This is a genomic window from Gilvimarinus sp. 2_MG-2023 (genome assembly GCF_030547685.1).
GTDB lineage: Bacteria > Pseudomonadota > Gammaproteobacteria > Pseudomonadales > Cellvibrionaceae > Gilvimarinus.
This window is the reverse complement of the sequence record NZ_JAUOQM010000019.1, coordinates 1-26,030: the sequence shown is the minus strand read 5'-3', so window position 1 is coordinate 26,030 and position 26,030 is coordinate 1. Positions and strand designations below refer to the sequence as shown.

The following is a 26,030-nucleotide window of genomic DNA, read 5'->3' as shown; positions in this document are numbered from 1 at the left end:
CAATCTTATCGCGCACCCACGGCCAAACCGCCAGCCCTTCCACGGTGGGTAAAGAGATGGCCAACGTGGTAGCACGTTTACGCCGTCAAATCACTCAAATTAAATCCGTCGAGTTGCTGGGTAAAATTAACGGTGCAGTGGGCAACTATAACGCTCATCTATCCGCCTACCCCGATATTGACTGGCAGAGCAATGCCGAAACATTTGTTACCAGCCTTGGTTTGAGTTGGAACCCGTACACAACTCAAATTGAGCCACACGATTATATTGCTGAATTATTCGATGCAATTGCTCGTTTTAACACCATCTTAATCGACTTTGACCGCGATATTTGGGGTTATATTTCACTCGGTTACTTCAAGCAAAAAACCATTGCAGGCGAAGTGGGCTCATCCACTATGCCGCACAAGGTTAACCCTATCGACTTCGAAAACTCGGAAGGCAACCTCGGCATAGGCAACGCGGTTTTCTCTCACCTGGCGCAAAAGCTGCCGATTTCTCGCTGGCAACGTGACCTAACCGACTCTACTGTTCTGCGCAATATGGGTGTAGGTTTTGGTTACAGCCTGATTGCTTACGCCTCTACTTTAAAGGGCATCAGCAAGCTGGAAATTAATCGCGGTCGTCTGGCCGAAGATTTAAACAACAGCTGGGAAGTATTGGCCGAGCCAATTCAAACCATTATGCGTCGCTACGCCGTTGCCGAGCCATACGAGAAACTAAAAGCACTCACCCGCGGCCAGGCCATTACACGAGAAGTATTGGCCGAGTTTGTGGAAACTTTGGATATTCCCGAACACGCCAAGCAAACCATACGGGAACTAACCCCGGCCAACTATATTGGCAACGCCGAATCGCAAGCTCGCGCGATTTAAATCGGCCATCAGTGTGTGGGGAGAAACACTTCCCACACACTCACTTCGTGACCACTTATGAACACTCCCCTATCCCAACTCGGCACACTTTCGGTCCGTGATTTTCTAACCGATTACTGGCAAAAAAAAGCCATCTTTCTACCCCGCGTCCTACCCGACTTTCGCTCACCGCTCAGTCCAGATGAAATTGCCGGCCTCGCATTAGAGGAAGACATTGAATCTCGTCTTATTATCAATACAGACGATGCGCCTTGGCAGTTAGAAAACGGGCCATTTAATGAAGAACGTTTCGCGCAATTACCGGCCAGCGACTGGAGCTTGTTGGTCAATGCGGTGGATCATTGGGTACCCGAAATAACCGATCTATTACGGCTGTTTCGCTTTATTCCCAACTGGCGTTTAGATGACATAATGGTCAGCTATGCTCCCACAGGGGGCAGTGTCGGCCCGCACTTTGATTACTATGATGTCTTTTTAATTCAGGCCGAAGGAGAACGGCACTGGCAGTTGGGGCAAATGTGTGACAGCCAAACAGCATTGCAAGAAGGTACTAACTTAAAAATTCTGCGCGACTTCACCACCGCAAGCGAGCACACCGCCAAGCCGGGGGACATTTTGTATATACCGCCGGGCGTTGCTCACTGGGGCAAAGCCTTAGACGATCAGTGTGTCACTTACTCCATTGGTTTTCGCGCCCCCAGTCATGCCGATATTTTAGGTGATTTTGCCCAGGAGCAAGCCTCGCATTTAAGTAATGATCGGCGCTTTACCGACCCCGATTTATCACCGGCACAAGAACCGGGTTTAATTGACCAGCATACCCTTACTAAGCTCAAGTCTATTATCCTTCAGCATTTGGACGAACCGGCACTAGCAGATTGGTTTGGCCGCTATATGAGCACCCCTAAAGAGGCTGGTGATGAGTACGATTGGCACCCATTAAGCCCTCAAGAACAAGAAAAACTAAACGAAAACAACCCCTGGATTGAAGCCAGCCCGGCATCACGTTTTTGTTATCATCTTCACAATGAGCAAAAAGCTTCACTGTTTATCGACGGGCATGAATACACATGCAATGCGACATTGGCCGCAGAACTAAGCAATCACACACGTTGGCGCTGGCAGTCGTTATTCGATGTCACAGCTACCGCCGATGAGCAAACGCTATTATATGAACTGCTGGCTCGAGGCGCCCTACTAGAGCTGGACTACGCTAATTAACCAGCACAGACTTAAATCAGCTGACAATACACTCAACAGTCGGATTAGTGCGATAATTCAATGACTTATTCTAGGCAAGATAAATCTAACGATCAGCGCAGCGCGTTTAAAAGCTACTTGGTTGATTGGCCCAAAAGCTCTAGGGCGCTGTCGGACATTCGCCACCAAGTCTTCATCTTAGAGCAAGGGGTTAGCAGTGAAGAAGAGTGGGACGGTAAAGATGAGAACGCCTGGCATTTTGCAGTGAAAGATTACCGCAAAGACCCGTCAGAGTTGATTGGTTGCGCTAGAATTATAGAAGAAACTTGGCATGGAGAAAAAGGTCTACATATTGGTAGAGTGGCGGTTTTAAAACCCTGGCGTGGTCGGGGAGCTGGCCTACAATTAATGCACGCCATGCTCCATTGGTGTGCACAGCGGGCCAATAGCCACCGCACTGTTTTCTTGCACGCTCAAATAGAGGCACTAGGGTTTTATCAGCGTTTGGGCTTTCAATGTGTTGGACCGGAATTTATCGATGCCGGCATTCCCCATCGCACGATGGTGCTAAGCAAAAGTACAGTCAACATGGGAGCAGAAAATGCAAACGAACTCTCCAGTTAGTGCGCCTTTAATCCGTCTGCAATCGGTCAACGACTTTGTCGAGCACAGCCTTAAAACAGCGCAAACGGCTCGCCGGCGTTTATTTATTTTAAGTGAAAATCTCGACCCCTACGTCTACGACACCGATGAAATGTTTAATGCCCTGTCAGAATTTGTCAGGCGCTCACGCAATATAGACTTAAGAATTCTTGTACATAATGGTAAAGATTTAGTTGAGCGCGGCCATCGTTTGGCCCGATTGCACCAAAGGCTCACCAGCAAGGTGCAATTGCGAGAAATAACCCTTGAGCCAAACAACCGGAAAATGGCGTTTATTTGCGCTGACCAACAGCAATTGGTTTATAAAAACGACGATAGTGCCTATTTTGGTTTTGCCAATCCGCAAGCGGCCAGTGAAATCAAATCTCTGAGTGAAGAGTTTCGTCGTATCTGGGAATTTGCCCGCGACATTCCAGACTTGCGTTCTCTCTATCTTTAATTTCGCAACTACTCGTTACCGGCTTTTAAGTCAACGGCTTTTACACATCCCCCGCAAGCCTGCGACTAAATAGCGACCATTCGTCAAAAAAATGCATTTTTATCGGGTTTTAAGCACTTTTTTCTTGCTGACACGATTTTAATCCTTTATATATAGTGCCATTCGCTTTTTTACAGATCGGTCGCCGATCACTCAGTTGCGAATAGAGGTGCCAGGCAAGCGGGCAAAAACCTGCCCAACCACACCTTTACACTCACTCATCAAAAGGATACAGAAATGGCCGCCAGAAAAGCTCCAGCAAAAAAAGCGCCCGCAAAAAAAGCCGCTGCCAAGAAACCAGCTGCCAAAGCCGCGCCAGCTAAAAAAGTTACCGCCGTTCGTGAACGTTACAACAAAACTCAAATTCTGAACCAAATCGCTGAGAATACCGAGCTGAGCAAAAAGCAGGTACAAGCGGTTTTGGACGAGCTGTCAGATGTGATTGAAGGTCATATCAAAAAGCGTGCCTGCGGTGAGTTTGTCCTGCCGGGTCTGATGAAAATTCAAACCGTGAAAAAGCCTGCCACTAAGGCTCGCAAAGGCATCAACCCATTCACCGGTGAAGAAACCATGTTCAAAGCCAAACCTGCCACCACTCAGGTTAAGGTTCGCCCCCTGAAAAAGCTTAAAGAAATGGCCCTGTAAACCTGACGGCCATTTTCCATTGCAAGATATAAAAAAAGCCCGCAATGCGGGCTTTTTTTGTTCAGTATTTGTTTCCCTACCGCTTACCTCACTAACAATCGATCACCGGCTTCGGGGCCACATCTCGCGTAATATCATCCCCTTCACGTATAGGGTGAAAGTCCTCACCGGCCAGGGCATTGGTTATTTTCTCTACAATCTCAGATAATCGATCAGATGGGTACTCTTTGGCCGGCACCTTACCCCATATCGGCCCCGGCCAGGCGGGGTCCGATTCAAAGCGGGCCACATGATGCACATGCAACTGTGGAATTACATTGCCCAAAGTAGCAATGTTCAATTTGTCAGCATCAAAGATATTGTGCATAACCTCCGCCAAACGGCTGGATTCACGAATAAGTTGTTTTTGATCCTCCTCGGCCAAGTGGTATAGCTCATAGGTATTGGCGCGCTCTGGCACTAAAATAAACCATGGATAGTTGGCATCTCGCGCAAGCAGTAATAACGATAACTCAAAACGACCAATCACAAAGCTGTCACTGCGTAATCTACTATCTAAAGAAAACATTGCCTGCTCCTGTATCCGTATTACTAAGGGCCTGTACCCAGCTTGTGAAGCTGCGTAGAATACCGTGTAAAATAGACTCGGCCTGTGTAAACCACAAGGCATTCCTTTAACCATTATAGTAAGTCAGACCCCGAATATGCGATCCAGCCGTTATTTAATTGCCACATTAAAAGAAACCCCTGCCGATGCCGAGGTAATCAGCCACCAGTTGATGCTCCGTTCCGGCATGATCCGCAAACTCGCCACAGGCCTTTATACTTGGCTCCCACTGGGTCTCAGAGTGCTGCGTAAGGTCGAAACTATCGTGCGTGAAGAAATGGACCGCTCCGGCGGCCAAGAGGTGCTGATGCCCGTGGTACAGCCCGCGGAACTGTGGCAAGACTCCGGCCGCTGGGAGCAATACGGGCCCGAGCTGCTGCGTATCCACGATCGCCACCAACGCGAATTTTGTCTGGGCCCCACCCACGAAGAAGTCATTACCGATCTGGCCCGCAATGAGCTGAGCAGCTACAAACAACTGCCGGCCAATTTTTACCAAATTCAGACCAAATTTCGCGATGAGATTCGCCCGCGATTTGGCGTGATGCGCTCGCGTGAATTTATCATGAAAGACGCCTACTCATTCCACAGCTCAGCTGAGTGCCTACAGCAGACCTATGATGTGATGCATCAAACCTACTGTAATATCTTTGAGCGCATTGGCTTAGCCTATCGCCCCGTGCTGGCGGATACCGGCTCCATCGGCGGTGCTTTTTCACACGAATTCCACGTGCTGGCCGACAGCGGTGAAGACGCCATTGCCTTTAGTGACGGCTCAGATTATGCCGCCAATATTGAAAAAGCCGACGCATTGGCTCCTACCGGCCCGCGCCCAGTGGCTACAGCCGAAACCGCTGAAGTGGCGACCCCAGGTAAACACAGCATCGAAGAGGTAGCCGAGTTTTTACAACTGCCCGCCGCACAAACCCTGAAAACATTGATTGTACTGGGCGAAGCAGAAACGGAGGGCGCAGAACAACCACTGGTTGCTCTAGTGCTGCGCGGTGATCACGAGCTCAACGATATTAAAGCGGAAAAGCTCGACGGTATTGCCAACCCGCTGACCTTTGCGCCAGAAGAGCGTATCAAAACAGAGCTGGGCGTCGGCGTCGGCTCGATTGGACCGGTCGGCTTAAACATCCGTATTATTGCCGATCACAGCGCACTGCACACCGCAGACTTTGCTTGTGGCGCCAACAAAGACGGCTATCACCTTACCGGTGTGAATTGGGAGCGTGACCTTCCGCTCGCCGAGGCCGCCGACTTGCGCAATATCGTCGCCGGCGATCCCAGTCCTTGCGGCCAAGGCCAGCTGGAAATTAAACGCGGTATTGAAGTGGGCCACATTTTCCAACTAGGTACCAAGTACTCAGAGGCCATGGGCGCCACAGTGCTGGATGAAAACGGTAAAAGTCTGCCAATGGTCATGGGCTGTTACGGTATTGGGGTAACCCGTGTGATAGCCGCCGCTATTGAGCAAAATTATGACGATAATGGCATTATCTGGCCCGATAATATCGCCCCGTTTCAGGTCGCGATTGTGCCCATCAATATGCACAAATCTGAGCGCGTAGCCGAGGCCTGTGAAAAACTCTATCAAGAGCTGACCGCAGCAGGTATCGACACCCTGTTTATGGATGAGAAAAATGCGCGCCTCGGGGTAACCCTCGCCAATACCGACCTAATTGGTATCCCCCACCGGGTAGTCATCGGTGAGCGCGGCCTAGAGGCAGGCAATGTTGAGTACAAAAATCGCCGCGAAGCCGACAAGCAAGACGTCCCTCTGGCAGATATTGGACAGCAGCTGCGTGAATCCCTGGGCCGCGGTTAAAAGCCGGTCGACACTTGCGCTACAAGCCGCGATACTCGTCGCGACTTGTAGCGCAAACGCACAAACTGCTCCTCCGAAAGCCGTCGACCAGGACCTCGCACTCCTGTTAAAAAGCCACATCGAACAGGCCGATAGTTTCAGCGACCGTTTTGATGCCGAAGCTTGGCTAATGCTGATGGACGGCAGACTCAAGCGTTATATAAAAGACCACGATCAGCGGCTCTCTATGCTGCGCTCTATCCATAAAGAAGCCACCGCCGCCGGGGTAAAGCCCGAGTTAGTACTGGCCGTTATCCAGGTGGAAAGCCATTTTGATCGCTTCGCGATTTCGCCGGTCGGCGCGATGGGTATAATGCAAATCATGCCCTTTTGGAAGCATGAAATTGGCCGCCCGGAAGACAACCTCATTAATCTCAACACCAACCTTCGCTACGGCTGTATCATTCTTAAACATTACATCGACCGCTCGAATGGGCGTCTGGCCGAGGCACTAGCTCGCTACAACGGCAGCTATGGCAGCTATCGATATTCAGCAAAGGTTATGGATGCTTGGGATTATTGGCGCTAGTGACTTAGCACTGGCCGCTTTCTGACCTAGCTATTGGATCGACAACACTCGGGCTCGGGCTAAGCAATAATCAAACAACTCTCTTAGGTCGAGTGTCTGATTATTGCCAAATGATAGCGAGCTACTCGCGGCTGCTCTTTTCGGAATGACTCTTTTTTTCACGGGGCAATGAGCCCATAGGATGTATGCCGGGCGCTTTACCTTGTGATAACTCTTTCATCGAGTAACCAAGGTAATCGGCGTGCAGTGCACGCACCAGTGACACCGCCATAAACACCAAGAGCACACAAAATGGAAAGCCCAGTGCGGTAATCACATTCTGCAGGGCTTTCAAACCGCCCCCCAACAACAAAGTTGCAGCCGTGGCACCGAGCAAAAGAGTCCAGAATATTCGCTGAATGGTTTTAGAAGGCTGCTTATCTTTACGAGAAAGCAGATCAATCACCAAGGCCGCAGAGTCCGCACTGGTGGTAATAAAAACCACAATGACTATCAGTGCCAACGTGGAGATCAGCTTCGGCAACGGGAAGTTCTCTAAAAATGAAAACAAAGCCACTGAAACATCTTTTTGCACTTCGGCGGCAATGGCAACATCGTGATTGAGCTCAAGATCAATCGCTGATAAACCAAACACCGAAAACCACACTAAGGTAAACATTAACGGAGCACCCAATGCCCCCAAAATAAACTGTCGGATGGTCCGCCCTTTCGAAATACGAGCGATAAAGATACCAACGTAGGGAGCCCAGGAAATAGTCCAGGCAAAATAGAAAACCGTCCAGCTGCGCTGCCAATCCGATTCGCTATAAGCTTCGGTCCAGAAAGAGAACCAGAGAATTTTATCCAGATACATACCCACGTTTTGCACCATGCCTTCGGTGACAAACAATGTGGGGCCACAAACCCAAATAAACAGCAAAATAGCGATGGCAATGATGATATTAAACTCTGACAAGCGTTTAATACCGCGGTCTAACCCCAGCGCCACAGACACCGTCGCCACGGCGGTAATAACAGCCACAATAGCCATTTTGGCCAAGGTCGTATCGGGCATTCCCACCAAGTAATTTAGGCCGCTATTGATTTGTAATGTGCCCAAACCAACCGAAACCGCCACCCCAAACAACGTGCCCAATACGGCAATAATATCAATAGCCCAGCCGATGGGGCCGTAGATACGATCCCCCAATACCGAATAAAACACACTGCTAATGCGCATCGGTAATCCTTGGCGATAGGCAAAGTAGCCAATAGCCAACGCTGGCAGAGTAAAAATCGTCCAGGTGTGTAAACCGTAGTGGAACATGGAGATTTGCATGGCAAGCTTTGCCGATGCTACCGACTCGGGGTCAATATCGGCAAAAGGGGGTTGAGCAAAGTGGTACATGGGCTCGGCCACCCCCCAAAACATCAAGATAGTACCAATGCCCGCAGCGAACAGCATGCAAAACCAAGTCACCGTGTTGTACTCAGGCCCTTCATCCTCAGGCCCTAAACGAATATGACCGTAGCGACTGGCACTGAGCCACAATAAAAACAACAACAATCCACTGACACTGACCACGTAAAACCAGCCAAAGCGGGTAAAGGTAAACTGCCCTAGCCTGTCAAAAAATTGTGCGAACTCATCGTGAAATGGCACCGCAAAGCCAACAAAGAGCACGACCACCGCCACCGAAATAAAAAATATTTGCGGAATGGCGCTCAGCCCCATACGCTTCGCTAATGCATCCAACATGCTTGTTCCTTAATGTTACATATTTAACCAACAACCGACTGAGCTCAACCAAACCCGACACTAACTGGCCGTCATTAATTCCTTAAACTCATCCAACTCCAACAGCGGCTTTAATGCAGGGTCTTCGGTCATAGACTCTAAATAGCTACTCGAACGGTCCAGAGCTTCTTTAAGGTAATGCAAAGCTTGCTCATAATTACCTAAGTTAGTTTTAGCACAGGCTAACTGATAAAACGCATGAGCGTTATCAGGATCCATCGCCAGCGCCTGCTGACATAGATTTATCGCCCACTGAACTTCGCCCTGTTCGAGAACTTCATCGGCCTTGTAAGTAAGAGCCTCGCAGTTATCGGGATCTAATTCAAGGATTTGATCATAAATAGCTAACTTATTAGCAGGTTGGATCTCTTGCCCTGCCCTAAGCCAGAGAGCGTGTAACTCCTGAGTACGCTCAATTTCTTCGCGGTTAGCATCAATATGACGTGTTTTTTGCGTCATTTGTCGCTCGATGGCTTCCAAGCGCTGCTCATAGGTCGCAATCAACTTGCCGACTTCTTCATCGGCAATTTTATTCATGCGCTCTTTCATATCGCGTACCGATGACCAACCCACTAAAACCAACAGCGATGTCACACCGGCAATTAGATAGAAAAAATTATTGATAGTACTGGTGGCATAACTAACACCGCGATCGATCGACTCGGCCTGACGATCGACAATCCGCTCGGTGAGCTCTACCCGCTGCGAGGCCATATCAGCGCGCAATTGCTTTAACTCATCCAGCACATAGCGCTCAACAAATGGGTTATAAAGTGGCTCCTCTAGATTGTTCACCCGGTCGCGAGCGTCACTTTCGGTCACCGCAGATTTTTCTTGGTCAGATGCAACATCGGCGTTAGCTTGCGCCAACGCCGATTGTGAAACTAACAGTGCCATGATCCATGGCAAAATAACCGTTAGGCTGCGCATATAGCATCACCGTGATTATGCACCTCAATCAGGCAACGGTGCAGGCTCTGCACTGCCTTATCGTAATCATCTTCACCGATCACAAACTGCATATCCACCTGCCGGATCGACTGGTGCATAGCCAAAATACTGATATCAACCTCTGACAGAGCCGATACCGTTTTAGCGAGCATACCCGGCACTTTCATATCACTACCAATAGCAGAGATAACGGCCACTTTACGAGTATTGATTTCGGCATCCGGATAGGTTTCTTCCAGTACTCGACGAATACGATTAACGGTCTTGAGGTTAGCCCCAACATAATGAGTGATGGTATTAGCGTTTAAGTCTTTACTGACCACATGCGCTTTAAAGCGAGTAATCGCTTTTAAAATTGCGCTATCGTAAGCTTCAATATTACCCATCATATCTTGGTCAAACAGCTCAATCGCGTAAACGCGCTTGCGACCGGCAATAATTTCAACCCGTGGCGTCTCGCTGACATAGTCGCCTGTGATTAAAGTACCGGCGTGGTCTGGCTCAAAGGTGTTCATAACACGCAGTGGAATATCGGCCTGACGCAAGCCTTTAGCCGCGCGTGGGTGGATCGCCTCCATACCCAAGTTCGCCAATTGATCGGCCACATCGTAATTGGTACGACCAATCGGTACGACTTTCTCAGCCCCTACCAAACGTGGGTCGGCACTGCTTAAGTGATATTCTTTATGAATAATGGCCTCGCGGGCTTCGGTCAATACCGCTATTCGGCTAAAGGTCATTTCGCTGTAGCCACGATCAAAGCTGGCCATTAGGCCTTTGTCGCAGTGGGTATAACCGGTGGCAATCAGTAGCTCATTGTCGTAATCGGCATCGGCAAAAGACTGCTTAATCATATTGTCGAGAGACTCTGCACCATCGGCCTGCCAACCGGACAAGTCAATAAAGCGTGCATTAATGCCATCGCGCTGTAGCAGGTGAGCCATATTCCAGGCACTGTGAGCTTCGCCTAAACTCGCCAGCATTTCTCGTACGGTAAACAGGTGTGCTTCCAGCTCAAAGTGGCCGTGTTGACACAAGCGCTCCAGGTCCACCAGCACACGCTCGGCGTCGTCCAGGCGCTTAGAGATAAAGGTATCAGCTTTTCCGCCCAACTCAGTAGCGCCAAACAGTGCATTGTTCATGGCATACATTTCAGTGCGCAACTTCGCGAAGGCTTTTTGCCATTCGTCATCGCTATCGGTGTTCGCGAACATAGCGTAAACACCTGGGTTGCCGTTCTTTTTGTTTTCCAACAAAAGATCCGTCATACCGCCATAAGCGGACACCACAAAGACGCGATTAAAAATGTCAGTGCTGTTATTGCCTTTCAATATTACGTTGTCGCGAACCGCCTCATATTCACTCATGGACGTGCCGCCAATTTTCTCTACCGTATGATTCATAGCTATGCCTTTATCGTTGAGGTTAGGTGAGTGTTTCTACCGCCTAATGACCTCAGTCGGTAACCTCCTCTGCGTCCAGCTCATAAGCGCCTTCTGCGTTATGAACTTCTTTACCGTGCAACGGCGGGTTGAACACACACGCCATTTTCATTTCTTCATCGGCACGCAAGATATGCTTGTCGTGCTGATCCAGAATATAAATCGTACCCGGCTCAATCGGATATACTTTTCCATCAGCCAGATTTTCCACCGAACCATAACCACTCATGCAATACACAGATTCAAGATGGTTTTGATAGTGCAGGTGCAATTCCGCATCGCGGTAAATGGTCGTCACATGAAACGAAAAGCCCATCTTATCGTTTTTTAACAATAGACGGGTACTATCCCAGCCCTCAGATACGATTTTTCTACCGGATTTCTCGGCGTCTTTCAAGTTGCGAACAATCATTTGCTTTCCTCTGATACTCAATTCATTAAAAATGGCGGCAATGGCCGCCATTTAACCCAAGCTAGCGGGAGGTTTACGACGCTTTTTTCAGTGCTTCCTTGGCAAACACTTCAGCAAAGCTCTGCTCTAACAGATCCAGACCCTTGTTTAAGGCATCCACTTCAATCGTAAGCGGGCAAAAACATTTAACGATTTGACCATGATTACCGGAGGTTTCAATCACCACGCCATGCTCAAAAGCCTGAGCACATATTTTACTGGCCAGCTCACCGGTTTTACAGTCAATACCTTGCATCAACCCGCGACCTTTCAGGCGCAGAGTCATTTCGCCATGAGCGGCAATGATTTTCTTAAAACGACTGGAAACGATAGCCGCTTTTTCATTGACTGCCTGCTCCAGAGCATCATCGCTCCAATAGTGCTCAATAGCCGCCGTTGCGGTGACAAATGCGTGATTATTACCGCGAAAAGTACCATTGTGCTCACCGGGCTCCCACTGATCCAACTCGGGCTTGATCATTACCACAGCAAACGGTAAACCATAGGCACTTAAGGATTTTGACAAGGTTACAATATCAGGGCTAATGCCCGATTTTTCAAAGCTAAAGAATGTACCCGTACGGCCACAACCGGCTTGAATATCATCCAGAATCAACAAAATACCGTGTTTATTACACACTTTCTCTAACGCTTTAAGCCAATCGTTGGTGGCCACATTCAAACCACCTTCGCCCTGTACGGCCTCGACAATAGCAGCCGCCGGCTTATCAATACCGCTTGATGGATCAGACAGCAGTTTATCCATCATTTTAACGGTGTCGACATCGTGACCGTAATATCCGCAAAAAGGCATACGATCAACATCGTTCAACGCCACTTGTGCGCCGCCACGGTGGTGCTGATTACCCGTTACCGCCGCTGCACCCAAGGTACAACCATGAAAACCGTTGGTAAACGAAATCACGTTAGTGCGCCCGGTGATTTTGCGGGCAATTTTTAAAGCTGCCTCTACCGCATTGGTACCGGTAGGACCACAAAATTGCAGCACGTATTCCATATCCCGCGGCTGCAAGATTTTATCGCGGAAAACTTCTAAGAATTTTGCCTTAGCGGCACTGTGCATATCCAGACCGTGGGTAATACCATCGGCTGCGATGTAATCGATTAGCGCCTGCTTCAAATGGTCATTATTATGGCCATAGTTCAAAGAGCCGGCACCAGAGAGAAAATCAATGTATTCTTTGCCATCTTCGCCGTACAAATAGCAGTCTTTTGCTTTGTTAAATACGACCGGAAATGAGCGGGCGTATGACTGAACTTCCGATTCCATTTCATTAAATATTTTCATAACAGACCTCGTCGTTAAATAGGGTTAGCTGCTTGAGCTCGGTGCTCAGCGCTTAATCACCGCTTGTCTCAATCACCGCGCGATAGGACCAATTTCCAGCAAATGCTCCGAATCGTGCTCACCGCCAAAGTGCGCATCTTTATCGAAGTACACATCATGGGTTAGCTCTGCGCCCCACTCTTTTGCCAGGGATTTAAACACGCCCCAAGAGGCGTCGTTATCTGCCGTAATGGTGGTATGAATGTGCGTTACCTGCTGACAGGCCTCACCATTAAGCTGTGCCTTTACCAGGCGCTTGGCCAAACCCTGACCGCGACCGGCAGCATCGACCAGCAATTGCCATACAAACAGTACATGCGGCTGCTCGGGCGGAATGTAACCCGACACAAAACCTACCATCTGCTCGCCTTTAAAGGCCGCCACGGCGGTGCTGGCAAAGTGTGAGCACTGCAATAAATTGCAGTAAACCGAGTTGGGATCGAGTGGTGGGTTTGCTGCAACCAGCGCATGGACATGCCGACCGTCTACGGCGGTGGGATGTCGCAAGGTAATCTCGTCAATGTCTGACATACCTAATATTTCTTTCTCTATATAGTTAAATGAAGAATCTATATGTATTTTGTGACGAGAAAGCGACGATTTTAGCCAATTCCGGCCCTAAAAAGCTCTAATTCGCTCACAAAACACTCAATTCACTGCAAAACAATACTTAGTGATCTAAGCTTTAATCTATAGTACACTATGGATATTGTGTTGTCCAGAAGCACCAAAATAATCCATTTGGCACCCAAGCTGCTCAAAATGCAGCCAATAATGGGGCCACACACCAATCAACAGCCATATGGCACGAGCACTTATTATGCAACTCGACCAAGAAACATTAGGCCTCGAAGTAAAAGCTGAATATAATCTCGAACTTTCCCAGCAGAGAACCGCCATGGATAAGATTGAAGAAGTGTTGGTAGCACTGCGGCGCGTGATTCGCGCCACGGATTTGCATTCTAAGAAGCTGGTCAAAACCGCCAGCGTAACGGGGCCTCAGCTGTTATTGATGCAGATTTTGAACAACAAGGGTGATATGACGATCAGTGAACTGGCGCGCGATATGAGCCTCTCTCAGGCTACAGTCACCACGGTGTTAGATCGCTTAGAAAAGCGCGAGCTGATTACCCGAGTGCGCTCTCAGCAGGATAAACGCAAGGTTTACCCCCAGCTGACCCACAAGGGCGCAAAGATTTTGGAAAGCGCCCCCACCGCCCTACAGGATGACTTTGTTCGTCGCTTTAAACATTTAGAAGAGTGGGAACAAGGTATGATTATCGCGTCCTTGCAGCGAGTCGCCAAAATGATGGACGCCCACACGTTAGACGCCTCGCCCTTTCTGGATGTTGGCGCGCTCGATCGCGGCGAACTGCTTGATCGCCCTAATTAACGGGCCACCCCAGTTAACGGACAGGCACGAACTAAGCACCCCCAGCGGCGCTAATCTGCGTTCAATATTAGCAGTGCTAGCGCCAAAGCAGCTCCAACCAACACCCCCACAAGCACCCCCAACCCACGTTTACCACTAGCACCGGAACCCTGGGCGGGTACATCGCTCGGGCCATCTACAACTGTGCGTTTATCCCACGCCTGTACGACAGCCTGCGCTTGCGCGACATCGTCGCGGGCCACCAAGATACGAATAAGCCCTAAGGCTTGTAACTCCCCCACTCCGCCCTGCAAATACTCGCCATCCATGCGCGCGCGGATTCCCTGCTGATGCAGTTGGTCCAACACCAGCTGCCCCTCAATGGTGTTGGCAGCGTTGTAGATACAGTCCATAGCAAAGCCTCCGGCGCAGCAGCCTAAAACATCGGCTAACAGACAGTCATGTCGTCTAAACTAGAAGTCATCAAACATCTGGATGTGATAACCGCCATCGAGCGCTTCGGCCATGGCTTGATCGGCCGCTATGACCCGTTCATCGGCCAGCAGAGATGGAGCCACGCCTTTGCGCTTGTGGATATTAATCTCGGTAAAGCCGGCGCGCATTAAATAAATTTTGCACAACTGTTCAGCGCCAAAAAGATCGACAAAATTAATATAGACAATAAAAGGCACTTGCTGGCCCGTTTTTACATCGTCATCGATGTCTTTACGCGCGGTGGCGTCTGCGGAGAATATATACATAGGTGCCTCTAAAAAATGTCTGATGTCGGAGGCCCGAGGTCAGACGCATCAAACGTCAAACATCGGACTTCAGACGTACAATCATACCGCCACAATCACCCTAACGGCATCGAGCTTCAAACTGGCGTGATCCAAATACTCTAAACTGCGCGCCAAGCGCCGATTCAGGTAGTCGACCTCCTCGCTGCGAATATTGGGGTTCACTTTTGCCAATTCCTGCAAGCGCTCTACTTCGCGGCCAATGTCTTGTCTGACGTTCTCTTTGGCGTCGTCTATTTGTCCGGCGCGCAGGGGCGCTACGGCCTGCTCGGTGTTATCCAGTACCGAGGAGATTTGCTCACGACTGTGTCGCACCAGCTCTTGCGCGCTAGCCCGGGGCACTTTTTGCAACAGTCTGTTTAGCTTATCGGCCCCGAGCACTTGGGCAAAATCTTTCCCATTGGTATCCATCAATACCCGCATAACCGGCTGACTGATATAACGGCCGAGCTGTAAATCGGCCGGTGCCGGGGTGTACAGGCAATAGATTGCCTCCACCAGCATGGTGCCGGGCTTCAGCGGTGGCAGTTTGAGTGTGGCGACGGCGGTATTACCAAATTCGGTATCGGCCACCAGCTCCAAAGTACCCCGAACCAGTGGATGCTCCCAGGTTAAAAAGCTCATATCATCGCGTGACAAAGCCGTGGCACGATCAAAGGTCACGGTTAACCCGGACTCTGGCAGCCCGGGATAGGGGTCGACTCGCATATGCTCACCAGGGTGCAATACCCAGCTGATATCGCTGTGGCGCTCGTAATCGACATTAAAGCTATCCAGCGCTCGCATTAGGTAATCGGGCAGAGTGTCGTCTTGATCGAGCTCGGTAAGCGCATCCACCATGGCCTGTGCGGGCACGGGTCGGCAAGCGTTTAGCTCCAACAGTTTATCGCGGCCTGCTTGTAGCTCATCGTTTAGGGATTTGGCGAATTCGGAGGTCTCCTGTATCAAAGGGGTTATATCCGAGCTTGCATCGCCCAGTGCGGGCACCAGTCGTTCGGCAAAGGCCTGATAGGCGGTCTGGCCAATGGCGCAGGTCTGTTCAAAGGCATTAAGCCCTTGTTGATACCAACTCGCCAGTTTAGCCGGCGCCTGGACGCTTGTGTCACTGTGGTAAATAGGCAGATGAATATTGACCGAGCCCTCTTGGCCGATGCGATCCAACCGGCCAATACGCTGCTCCAGTAAATCGGGGTTTAATGGCAAATCAAACAGCACCAAGTCTTGTGAAAACTGGAAGTTACGCCCTTCGCTGCCAATCTCTGAGGCAATCAAGACCTGAGCGCCTTCTTCCGCATCGGCAAAATAAGCAGCCGCGCGGTCGCGGGCAATCAGGTTCATCCCTTCATGAAAGACGGTAGAAGCGATGCCGTGTCGCAAGCGAAGGTGCAACTCCAGCGTTAACGCCGTTTCTCCATCGGCGCAAATCACCAATATTTTTTCGCCGCGCTTGGACTTAATAAAGTCTTTCAACCAAGGCACACGTGGGTCAAACTGACACCAGTCGCCTTGCTCGGCCCAATAAGCTTCGGGCTTTAATTGAACCTTTAATGGCTGCTCTACCAAAGCCTGGGCATCGGTGGGCTCAAGCTCAACCTTATGCTGATGCAATATTCGCTCGGGAAATCCGCTGATGCCGTGTCGAGTATTACGCAGCAATACCCGGCCTGTACCGTGACGATCGAGCAATACCTCTACTAGGTAGTCAATGGCCAACTGTAGGGATTCGGTTTGGGCCTGCTTAATGGCGCGCTCAATACTGGCAGGGTCTAGATAGTCGGCCAGCTCTTTCACTTGATCATCAAATAACTCACCGGTAACGGCTACTTCATCCGGACGTATAGAGTTGAGATGCTCCACCAGCTCGCTCAATGGCTGGTAGCTTTTTTGTTCGGCAATAAAGGTTTCTAGATCGTAATAGCGATCTGGGTCGAGCAGACGCAGGCGGGCAAAGTGGCTTTCTAACCCCAGCTGTTCCGGGGTGGCCGTTAAGAGTAATAAGCCGCGAGCGACTCGCGCCAACTGTTCTACCGCTTGATACTCCAAGCTAACCTGTTCACGACTCCAGTCTAGATGGTGAGCTTCGTCCACTAAGAGCAAGTCCCAATCGGCGGCGCTGGCCTGCTCTAGCCGTTCGGGATTGTCGGTCAGAAAACTCAGCGAGCAGAGCACAAGCTGGGCCGATTCAAAGGGGTTAACGAAGTTATCGGGGTCGAAATCATCCAGCTCGTCGATATCATCCAGCAAATCGTCACAGTCTTTGCCTTCCAGCGACTGACAGCGCGCCTCATCCAACAATGTAAACGACAGATTAAATCGGCGCAGCATCTCCACCAACCATTGGTGCTGGAGAGTATCGGGCACAATCACCAAAGCCCGGTGAGCGCGCCCGGTCAGCAGTTGGCGATGCAGGATCAACCCAGCCTCAATGGTTTTCCCCAGCCCCACCTCATCGGCCAGCAATACCCTGGGGGCGTAGCGGCTGGCAACCTGGCTGGCAATATACAACTGGTGCGGCAAGAGCGACACCCGTGCGCCCCCGAGCCCAAAGCCGTTGCGCTGCTCGGACTGATGGCGCAAGACACGACTGCGGTACCGCAGCGAGAAATGATTACTTTTATCGATTTGACCGGCAAATAGCCGCTCGCGAGGCTTACTGAACTGAACAAAGCTATCGAGCTCAAACTCAGGCACCGAGCGCGGCTGTTCGTCAGCATCGCGGGTGTCGTACAACAGGCAACCGCCGTGCTCTGCGACATCCTTAATCACTAAGCGCTGCCCGTCCTGATGTTTTATCTTTTCACCGACTTGGTAACGCACCCGACTTAACGGCGCCTGTTTGATAGAATAATTGCGGCGCTCACCGGCAGCGGGGAAGCCTATTTCGGCGGATGTACTACCCACCTGCAAAACCACACCTAACCCCAACTCGGGTTCGGTATCACTGACATAACGCTGTCCAACGGTGAACTCTAATTGCGACACTCTAACCTCACGCTGTTCTATCTGGCCGCGCATGATACTGCGACTGGGCAGTAAACGAAAGTCAACCATAAGAGGCGACAACAGCCGTGACAATATTTGCTAAAATACCTACCTTTTACCCGGATGTATTATGAGTCAGAGTTCAGTACCACTGCAGCACTTGGTAGACAAGCACGCTTTTCTTACCCTTACCGATAGCCGAACTCTATTTCCGGACCACCCCGGCGAGGGTTTACCCCTGCTTCAGGTAAACAGCGAGCACTGCCGTGCGGTAATCGCCCTTAATGGCGGGCAGTTAATGAGCTTCTGCCCCACCGGGGGTAAAGAACTGCTCTGGGTAAGCCCCAACTGCCAGTTTAAACCGGGCGCGAGCCTGCGTGGCGGCATCCCCCTGTGCCTACCTTGGTTTGGGCCTCACCCGACCGACAGCACCAAACCTAACCACGGCATTGCCCGTACCGCCCCTTGGCAACTGTCTAGCGCCAGCCAAAACGAAGACGGTGTTTGCACCCTGGTTTTACGCTTTGAGCATCAGGCCGATGAGCGGTTCGCCCATAACTTTAGTGCGCAACTGACGATCATACTGGGTACTACCGCTCAATTGACCCTCGCCTTATCCAATCATAGCGCCGACAGCTTTGGTGCCAGCTGGGTCATGCACAGCTATTTTGCCATTGAGGATATTACCTCCGCCCGAGTGCTGGGCCTTGAGGGGCGCGAATACGCTGACAAAGTAGCCGGTGGTAAATACTTTACCCAAAGCGGCCCAGTTACCTTTGCCGGCGAAGTGGACCGCGTGTATGAAGATATCCAGCTGCCCGTTACCATCGAGGGGCATAGACGCATCCATATTGAAGGCGACAACTGCCCCAGCGTTGTGGTGTGGAATACCGGTAGCGCCTTGGGTGGCCAAATAGCCGATATTGGCCCCGGCAATCACAGTGGTTATGTCTGTGTGGAGCGCGGCGCCTGCTTGGGTGATAGCTGGCGCTTGGCCCCGGGTGAGACCCGCCAGGCCAGCATGGTACTGATACCCGAATAAATCACTGCGTGCATCGCCCTGTGCCCCTGCGACTCAGGCCGGCGCCCAATGTCGTGCATTTACTGTTAAAATGCGCGGCTTTAATCTTCCCAGCTTCGAAAGACGATAGGTTCCCCGAATGAGCGCTTTAGATCGCGAGCAACGCATTGCCCAATTAAAACAAGCCATAACCGAGCGTATTTTAATCCTCGACGGTGGCATGGGCACCCAAATTCAGAGCCTTAAGCTCTCGGAGGCGGACTATCGCGGCGAGCGCTTTGCCGACTACCCCAGCGATGTAAAGGGTAACAACGACCTGCTCAACCTCACCCAACCCGAGATGATGAAACAAATTCATCGGGAATACCTAGAGGCCGGTGCCGATATTATCGAGACCAACACCTTTAACTCGACTCAGGTGTCCATGGCCGATTATGGCATGGAGTCGCTCGCCTACGAGTTAAACCTGGCCGGCGCACGCATTGCCCGCGAAGTGGCTGACGAGCTAACCGAGGCCGAACCGCACAAGCCGCGCTACGTGACCGGTGTGCTTGGGCCTACCTCGCGCACCTGCTCGATCTCGCCCGATGTAAACGACCCCGGTGCGCGCAACGTCACCTTCGATCAATTAGTCGAGAACTACATCGAGGCCACCAAAGCGCTGATTGAAGGCGGCTCGGATTTAATCTTAATCGAGACCATCTTCGACACTCTCAACGCCAAGGCCGCCATTTTTGCCGTGCAAGCCGTGTTTGACGAGCTGGGTGTTGAACTGCCCATTATGATCTCGGGCACTATCACCGATGCTTCGGGCCGCACTTTGTCAGGCCAAACCACCGAAGCGTTTTACAACTCGCTGGCCCACGCCAAGCCTATCTCTATTGGCCTTAACTGCGCCCTCGGTGCAGCCGAACTGCGCCAGTACGTGCAAGAGCTGTCGCGAGTTGCCAACTGTTATGTCTCAGCGCACCCCAACGCCGGCCTGCCCAACGAGTTTGGCGAATACGATCAAGAGCCAGACGAAATGGCGGTCATTGTCGAAGAATTTGCCAGCGCTGGTTTTCTAAACATTATCGGTGGCTGCTGCGGTACCCGCCCCGACCATATTCAGGCTATTGCCGAGGCCGTCGCCAAGCACCCGCCGCGCCAGATTCCGGACATCGAACCCGCCTGTCGTCTATCCGGGCTTGAGCCGTTTAACATCACCAAAGACTCACTGTTTGTCAACGTGGGCGAGCGCTGTAACGTCACCGGCTCAGCGCGCTTTAAACGCTTAATTGTCGAAGAAGATTACGACACCGCGCTGGAAGTTGCGCTGGAGCAAGTCGAGGGCGGCGCCCAGATCATCGACATCAACATGGACGAAGGCATGCTCGATGCCGAAGCGGCCATGGTGCGCTTTTTAAACCTAATCGCCGGCGAGCCGGACATCTCCCGCGTGCCCATTATGGTGGACTCCTCCAAGTGGGAGGTAATCGAAGCCGGCCTTAAGTGTATTCAGGGCAAGGGCATCGTTAACTCCATCAGCATGAAAGAAGGCGAACAGGAGTTTATCGACAAAGCCCGCCTGTGCATGCGCTACGGCGCCGCCGTGGTGGTGATGGCGTTTGACGAAGACGGCCAGGCCGATACCGCCGCGCGCAAAAAAGAAATCTGCGAGCGCTCGTACCGTGTACTGGTGGATAAAGTCGGCTTCCCGCCCCAAGACATTATTTTTGACCCGAATATCTTTGCCGTTGCCACGGGTATTGAAGAGCACAACAACTACGCCGTGGATTTTATCGAGGCCACCGCCTGGATTCGCGAAAACCTGCCTCACGCCGGTGTCTCGGGCGGCGTATCCAATGTGTCTTTCTCGTTCCGCGGCAACAACCCGGTACGCGAAGCCATCCACTCGGTATTTTTGTACCACGCCATTAAAGTCGGCATGAACATGGGCATCGTTAACGCCAGCCAACTGGCCGTATACGACGACTTACCGGACGAGCTGCGCAACAAAGTCGAAGATGTGATTTTAAATCGCACCGACGAAGGCACCGAGGCACTGCTGGATATTGCCGAGAAATACCGCGAAGGCGGCAGCGGCGTAGCCAAAAAAGAAGATCTAGAGTGGCGCGGCTGGGACGTTAAAAAGCGCATGGAGCACTCGCTGGTTAAAGGCATCTCGACCTATATTATTGAAGACACCGAAGAGGCTCGCCAGCAAGCCGAACGCCCGCTGGATGTGATTGAAGGCCCGCTAATGGACGGCATGAACGTGGTGGGCGATTTATTCGGCGCCGGTAAAATGTTTTTGCCCCAGGTGGTTAAATCGGCCCGGGTAATGAAGCAGTCAGTGGCTTATTTGCAGCCCTACATCGAAGCCGAAAAAGTCGAAGGCGCCCGCCCCAACGGCAAAATCTTAATGGCCACCGTTAAAGGCGACGTACACGATATTGGTAAAAACATTGTCGGCGTGGTGTTGCAGTGCAACAACTTCGAGGTGGTCGATATGGGCGTGATGGTGCCCGGCGAAAAAATCATCCAAACCGCGATTGAAGAGAACTGCGATATTATCGGCTTGTCTGGGCTGATTACCCCATCGCTGGATGAAATGGTCAGCGTTGCCCGCGAGATGGAGCGCCAGGGCGTTAACAAACCCCTGCTGATTGGTGGTGCCACCACCTCCAAGGCCCACACCGCGGTAAAAATTGACCCAGCGTTTGATTTAAACCAAGTGGTGTACGTGGCCGATGCCTCGCGCGCCGTCGGTGTGTGCAGCACACTGCTATCCGACACGGCCCGCGACCCGTTTGTGGCCAAGCTCAAAGACGAATACGAGGCGGTACGCGTGCGCAACGCCAACCGAAAACCGCGCGGCACCCTGCGCACCTACCCCGACGCCATCGAGCACGGCTTTAAAGCCGACTGGGACAACTACACCCCACCCAAGCCCGCCTTTACCGGCGTTAAAGTATTCGACGACTACCCACTCAACGATGTACTCGACACCATCGACTGGACGCCGTTTTTTATCAGCTGGGACTTGGCCGGCAAGTACCCCAAAATTTTAACCGACGAAGTCGTCGGCGAAGCGGCCACCAACTTGTTTGACGACGCCCAAGCCATGCTCAAAAGGCTGATTGACGACAAGCTATTAACCGCGCGTGCGGTTATCGGCTTTTGGCCCGCCAACACCGTTAACCACGATGACATCGCCGTATGCGACGATGACGGCAACGAGCTCGCTCGCCTGCACCATATTCGCCAGCAACAACAAAAGCCCGGCAACAAAAAACCCAACTACTCGCTGGCCGACTTTGTCGCCCCTAAAGACTCGGGCAAACAAGACTATGTTGGCGGCTTTGCCGTTACCGCTGGCATCGGCGCCGAAGAACTGGCCCAAGAGTACAAAGACGCTGGCGACGACTACAACAGCATTATGGTAAAAGCCCTAGCCGACCGCTTGGCCGAGGCACTGGCCGAACATATGCACAAACGCGTGCGCACCGAGTTTTGGGGCTACGTACAAGACGAGCAGCTAAACAACGACGACCTAATTCGCGAGCGCTACCAAGGCATACGCCCCGCCCCCGGCTACCCCGCCTGCCCGGATCACACCGAGAAAGGCACGCTGTTTAAACTGCTAGACGCCGAGAAAAACACCGGCCTGGAGCTGACCGAACACTACGCCATGTTCCCCACCGCCGCCGTATCCGGTTGGTACTTCTCGCACCCGGAATCCGAGTACTTTGCCATCGGTAAAATCGAGAAAGATCAGGTAGCGTCGCTCGCTGAGCGTAAAGGAATGAGTATGGTGGATATGGAGCGATGGTTGAGTCCGGTGCTGGGGTATGAGCCGGGGAAGTAGGTTTTTTAATCTTCATACCGGCCTTTGGCCTGTATGAATGAGATTGCGCCGCCAAAGGCGGAAGCTTTTGATATGCCCGTGTCGCCGGGCGTGGCGAGTTACTTTTCTTTGTTTGGGCAAATCAAAGTAACCAAAAGAAAGCCCACCCCGGCATCACAGCCCTAACGGGTTCCCTCGCTCCGGCCGATTTTAGAGGGCCGTCTCGACAGGGCGTCCCTGCCCTGACGAGACTTGCGTGAGCGTCCTGCTCACTTACCCACTAAAATAGGCCTCCGCTCGGCTGGCTGCAGGGGGGAGGGGTTAAAAGCGGCGCTTCGTAGTCAATTATAGATTGAATTCACGATTCAAGACTTGCCCTCAACAATCCGTGTTAACTTTAGCAATGACTCGAGTTCTGTAACTGATTAAGAACATCTAGAGCCAGATCTTCATCTCTATCAAAACTACTATCTACGGTCTCCTGGTGTCTTGACGGCAGTATCCCATGTAAACACGCAAGATCTCTGACGAACCCGTTTGAGGACCTCATTAATTCAGCGATGTTCTCGCCCTGCGCTAGCGACCTTAACTCCGACTCATCCGAAACAAACTCGTGGTCTATACCATTTAATTCTAATACCGCCAATGATTGATGTAGTACATTTGAGTTTGGACCATTTTTATCAATCACGACGACACCGTTTTCAACCCGCAATAGCTGTGCCGCTGCATGAGTAGCATTAACACCCATCCTTGCAATATCTGATAGATTTCTAGTACACACGGCTTCCATAGTCTTAGCCAAAAGATAGAGATCGGGACGAGCTTCAAGCTTAGGGTAAAGCGAAGCCATATTCTCTTTACTCGTTAGGTATAAAAGTCTCCCAGCTAAATACCTCAATTTTGGAGTAGCCCTTTTCTGCTCATAAAGAGATCCAAGCTCCTCACGACTCAGAAAATCATTCAACTTTTCAGAAAACTCAAGCTCGCAACTCCTTGCTTGAAGCAACAACTGATCAATTGTAATTGACTTAACTGCTTTCGTAGCCCATCTAAACTTTCTCCTCCAATCCTGGAATTTTTGCAAATATGTTGACGTCTCTGCTACATTCTTATAGTCGACCACGGGTATTCGAATATTATTTTTTAAAAATTCCTCTTGAAGATCTTTAACTTTCGACGGGTTAGCCAGCAAAAATCGCTTTATATTAGAGATTAATGAAATCCATCCAGAACCAAATGAATCTTCAAAATCATTTTCACCTTTCATCCATTCAGCACAAGAAACCTGGAAGTCTTTGTCTCCGGCATGCAACTCCAGACCCAACTCCAAAAACTTGTTTTCTAGCACCACTCTCCACTCAGTGACTTCAGCACATGAACCAACTATAACTACATCATCAACATATCGCCAATAGCTCCCTTTAGTTATTTCATACATTTCGCTATCAATTTTATCGAGCAGTATATTGGCAATAACATGACTAAACAAAGGGCCGGTCAAGATCCCTTTACTCGTCTTATCTTCCGAACTAACATTTCGGTGCTTTTCAAGTATTGCTCTACCTAAACGCCTGTACATTTCACTAATTTTTGATCTTTCACAAGCTTCTTCCCATGCAGCTAGAGCATTCGAAAATTCAATACTTGGATAAAACTTCTTAATGTCCGTATATAAAACCACTCCACCTTCAATATTCCAACATGCCTTAGCTATTGACTTATGCCTCTCTCTAAATCCATTAAAATAAGGCTGAAACACACCCACCTTGTCACTCTCTTTTGCAAAAAGATAACTATAAACATATGGCTTTGGCTTAAATGATTCGAACTTAGAAAGCTCTGTTATAAGTGCAACTTCGGACAATATTTCATTTGGGCTGGGAAGATAGATATCTCGATGAAAAAAAATTCCGTCCGAATATTCTTTAAAATGATAAGTTCTTAGATAGCTGAAATCAGAGGAGTCGATTGTCAACCGTGTGCAAACTTCTTCTATCCACCGATTTTTTCGACCAGCCGAACTTTCCAGATAATAACGCAAACCCAAGTATGGAAAAATGTCTCTTTTTCTATATTGATTTAATGCCTTTACAGCTAGAACAACGCTCACTTTCGTTCCTCAAGGCGCAAATCAAACCTCACTACTGTCAGGCGAACAGGAAAACAACCCTCTTTAATTGGCTGCTTACAATCTACGCTGGTTTTTGCATACGAATTGACATCTTCAGGATCTGATTTTGAACCTAATGATGAGCCAAATAACCTGTCAAACCATTTAATAGCTCTTTCAAAAAAGCTAGCAACGGTATTTCTTTGCGGCTCGATCCAAATCGCCGTACTAAGGCTGTCGCGACTATAAAGAAAAATATCATCAAATTGAGGCCTTGCCTTGCTCCACTTCCCAGAGTTTTCTAGAAACCCAGAGAAATTACTTACCACCAAAAGCTTCGCTGTTGAATTTTGGCTCAGGAGTGTAGATTTCCTCATGAGATCGACCGTACTTATTTTACATAATGCATTCCATTCAACAATTTCGAATTCAATGAAAATTGCTTGACTTCCAATGATCGGAGTCAAATCAGTTAATTGCTCAGCCAAGTAGTCGCGCGCAGCCTTTGATATTTCACCAGCTATGATTTGTATTGTCAGTACGTCCCTAGGAAGGACATCACTCTTTCTTAATTCATACAAGGTGCATAGGATACTAACAATAGCCGCACCAGAACCACTTGGAAGATCCGCCAAAAAAACTCTACCACCGGCAAATATAGAAGCGTATGCATCGGAAACCTTAGACAATTGATGCATAGGATCCAAAAGTGACAAAATCACTCTTGCGCATGAGCCGTTATAACGCCATGCTAAATGCTTATCTGTTTCCTCCTTCGACATACCTCCTTCAAAGCCCGATGGAGCTATCTCCTTCGCCAACCCCAAAAGATCATTCTTCTTTAACAAACCCTCCCATTGGTTAACTAATAGCTCTGGCAGTATGAGATTTTTTGATTTCTTACACCATAAACTCGATGGTATATCTTTGGATTGTATGAATCTATTAGTCAATGTTTAGCTCAACTTTAAATTAGATTAAAAATGTTTATGTGATTTATAGCAGACCCTTTGCAGGACGTAGAAAGTAACAACCAATTAATTTTCCACACACCATTGGGGTCAGATACCCTCTTGA

22 protein-coding genes are annotated in these 26,030 nt (G+C 50.2%); 10 read left to right on the top strand and 12 right to left on the bottom strand.

The window, feature by feature from the left end; all coding sequences use genetic code 11:
* From purB to Q4526_RS03960, 5 genes are all read left to right on the top strand, one after another.
* On the top strand, positions 1-875 hold an 875-nt coding region (purB, locus tag Q4526_RS03980), incomplete at its 5' end, for an adenylosuccinate lyase (RefSeq protein WP_215975602.1).
* A gap of 57 nt (positions 876-932) precedes the next feature.
* Positions 933-2,096: a cupin domain-containing protein gene (locus tag Q4526_RS03975; RefSeq protein ID WP_215975601.1), complete on the top strand. Its 1,164-nt coding sequence runs from the start codon at positions 933-935 to the stop codon at positions 2,094-2,096.
* A 60-nt stretch (positions 2,097-2,156) separates the two neighbouring features.
* A complete protein-coding gene (locus Q4526_RS03970) occupies positions 2,157-2,699 on the top strand; it encodes a GNAT family N-acetyltransferase (RefSeq protein WP_215975600.1) in 543 nt (180 codons plus the stop codon).
* Positions 2,677-3,177, top strand: coding sequence for a hypothetical protein (locus tag Q4526_RS03965; RefSeq protein ID WP_215975599.1), 501 nt, complete (start codon positions 2,677-2,679; stop codon positions 3,175-3,177). The genes Q4526_RS03970 and Q4526_RS03965 overlap by 23 nt, the downstream gene beginning before the upstream one ends.
* A 276-nt stretch (positions 3,178-3,453) precedes the next feature.
* Complete coding sequence (locus Q4526_RS03960) at positions 3,454-3,861, top strand: HU family DNA-binding protein (protein WP_215975598.1); 408 nt, start codon at positions 3,454-3,456, stop codon at positions 3,859-3,861.
* Positions 3,862-3,952: 91 nt separating this feature from the next.
* On the opposite strand, the gene Q4526_RS03955 is transcribed toward Q4526_RS03960, so the two are convergent.
* The gene (locus Q4526_RS03955; protein ID WP_215975597.1) at positions 3,953-4,429 is read right to left on the bottom strand and encodes an HIT domain-containing protein; all 477 of its coding nucleotides are present in this window, start codon (positions 4,427-4,429) and stop codon (positions 3,953-3,955) included.
* A gap of 136 nt (positions 4,430-4,565) precedes the next feature.
* On the opposite strand from Q4526_RS03955, the gene Q4526_RS03950 reads away from it, so the two are divergent.
* Together Q4526_RS03950 and Q4526_RS03945 are read left to right on the top strand one after the other, a co-directional pair.
* Positions 4,566-6,299 (top strand): proline--tRNA ligase, encoded by a 1,734-nt coding sequence (locus Q4526_RS03950; RefSeq protein WP_215975596.1) that lies wholly within the window; start codon positions 4,566-4,568, stop codon positions 6,297-6,299.
* Positions 6,300-6,402: 103 nt separating this feature from the next.
* Positions 6,403-6,867, top strand: coding sequence for a lytic transglycosylase domain-containing protein (locus tag Q4526_RS03945; protein ID WP_303603538.1), 465 nt, complete (start codon positions 6,403-6,405; stop codon positions 6,865-6,867).
* Between the two features lie 121 nt (positions 6,868-6,988).
* Here Q4526_RS03945 and Q4526_RS03940 read toward each other — a convergent pair whose 3' ends face one another.
* The 6 genes from Q4526_RS03940 to ectA form a co-directional block, all read right to left on the bottom strand.
* The gene (locus Q4526_RS03940) at positions 6,989-8,605 is read right to left on the bottom strand and encodes a BCCT family transporter (protein ID WP_215975594.1); all 1,617 of its coding nucleotides are present in this window, start codon (positions 8,603-8,605) and stop codon (positions 6,989-6,991) included.
* Positions 8,606-8,665: 60 nt separating this feature from the next.
* Positions 8,666-9,574: a tetratricopeptide repeat protein gene (locus tag Q4526_RS03935; RefSeq protein ID WP_215975593.1), complete on the bottom strand. Its 909-nt coding sequence runs from the start codon at positions 9,572-9,574 to the stop codon at positions 8,666-8,668.
* Complete coding sequence (locus tag Q4526_RS03930; protein ID WP_215975592.1) at positions 9,562-10,998, bottom strand: aspartate kinase; 1,437 nt, start codon at positions 10,996-10,998, stop codon at positions 9,562-9,564. Before Q4526_RS03930 ends, Q4526_RS03935 begins: the two co-directional genes overlap by 13 nt.
* A gap of 52 nt (positions 10,999-11,050) precedes the next feature.
* The gene (locus Q4526_RS03925; RefSeq protein WP_215975591.1) at positions 11,051-11,449 is read right to left on the bottom strand and encodes an ectoine synthase; all 399 of its coding nucleotides are present in this window, start codon (positions 11,447-11,449) and stop codon (positions 11,051-11,053) included.
* 73 nt (positions 11,450-11,522) lie between these two features.
* Entirely contained in the window at positions 11,523-12,797 is a 1,275-nt protein-coding gene (gene ectB / locus Q4526_RS03920; RefSeq protein WP_215975590.1) for a diaminobutyrate--2-oxoglutarate transaminase, read from the bottom strand.
* A gap of 72 nt (positions 12,798-12,869) precedes the next feature.
* Positions 12,870-13,367, bottom strand: coding sequence for a diaminobutyrate acetyltransferase (gene ectA, locus Q4526_RS03915; protein ID WP_215975589.1), 498 nt, complete (start codon positions 13,365-13,367; stop codon positions 12,870-12,872).
* 367 nt (positions 13,368-13,734) lie between these two features.
* Between ectA and Q4526_RS03910 the strand changes: the two genes are divergently transcribed.
* A complete protein-coding gene (locus Q4526_RS03910; protein ID WP_215975604.1) occupies positions 13,735-14,229 on the top strand; it encodes a MarR family winged helix-turn-helix transcriptional regulator in 495 nt (164 codons plus the stop codon).
* Positions 14,230-14,279: 50 nt separating this feature from the next.
* Here Q4526_RS03910 and Q4526_RS03905 read toward each other — a convergent pair whose 3' ends face one another.
* The 3 genes from Q4526_RS03905 to rapA form a co-directional block, all read right to left on the bottom strand.
* Positions 14,280-14,621, bottom strand: coding sequence for a DUF2007 domain-containing protein (locus Q4526_RS03905; protein WP_215975588.1), 342 nt, complete (start codon positions 14,619-14,621; stop codon positions 14,280-14,282).
* Positions 14,622-14,681: 60 nt separating this feature from the next.
* A complete protein-coding gene (locus Q4526_RS03900) occupies positions 14,682-14,969 on the bottom strand; it encodes a hypothetical protein (protein ID WP_215975587.1) in 288 nt (95 codons plus the stop codon).
* 81 nt (positions 14,970-15,050) lie between these two features.
* A complete protein-coding gene (rapA, locus tag Q4526_RS03895; RefSeq protein WP_303609530.1) occupies positions 15,051-18,059 on the bottom strand; it encodes an RNA polymerase-associated protein RapA in 3,009 nt (1,002 codons plus the stop codon).
* A 61-nt stretch (positions 18,060-18,120) separates the two neighbouring features.
* On the opposite strand from rapA, the gene Q4526_RS03890 reads away from it, so the two are divergent.
* Positions 18,121-19,032 carry a D-hexose-6-phosphate mutarotase gene (locus tag Q4526_RS03890; RefSeq protein WP_215975586.1) on the top strand — a complete coding sequence of 304 codons (912 nt, stop codon included), beginning with the start codon at positions 18,121-18,123 and terminating at the stop codon, positions 19,030-19,032.
* A 118-nt stretch (positions 19,033-19,150) separates the two neighbouring features.
* The gene (metH, locus tag Q4526_RS03885) at positions 19,151-22,861 is read left to right on the top strand and encodes a methionine synthase (protein WP_215975585.1); all 3,711 of its coding nucleotides are present in this window, start codon (positions 19,151-19,153) and stop codon (positions 22,859-22,861) included.
* Between the two features lie 376 nt (positions 22,862-23,237).
* On the opposite strand, the gene Q4526_RS03880 is transcribed toward metH, so the two are convergent.
* The gene (locus Q4526_RS03880; RefSeq protein ID WP_215975584.1) at positions 23,238-24,953 is read right to left on the bottom strand and encodes an RNA-directed DNA polymerase; all 1,716 of its coding nucleotides are present in this window, start codon (positions 24,951-24,953) and stop codon (positions 23,238-23,240) included.
* Positions 24,950-25,801, bottom strand: a complete 852-nt coding sequence (locus tag Q4526_RS03875) for a hypothetical protein (protein ID WP_215975583.1) — start codon at positions 25,799-25,801, stop codon at positions 24,950-24,952. The genes Q4526_RS03880 and Q4526_RS03875 overlap by 4 nt, the downstream gene beginning before the upstream one ends.
* Positions 25,802-26,030: the final 229 nt, after the last annotated feature.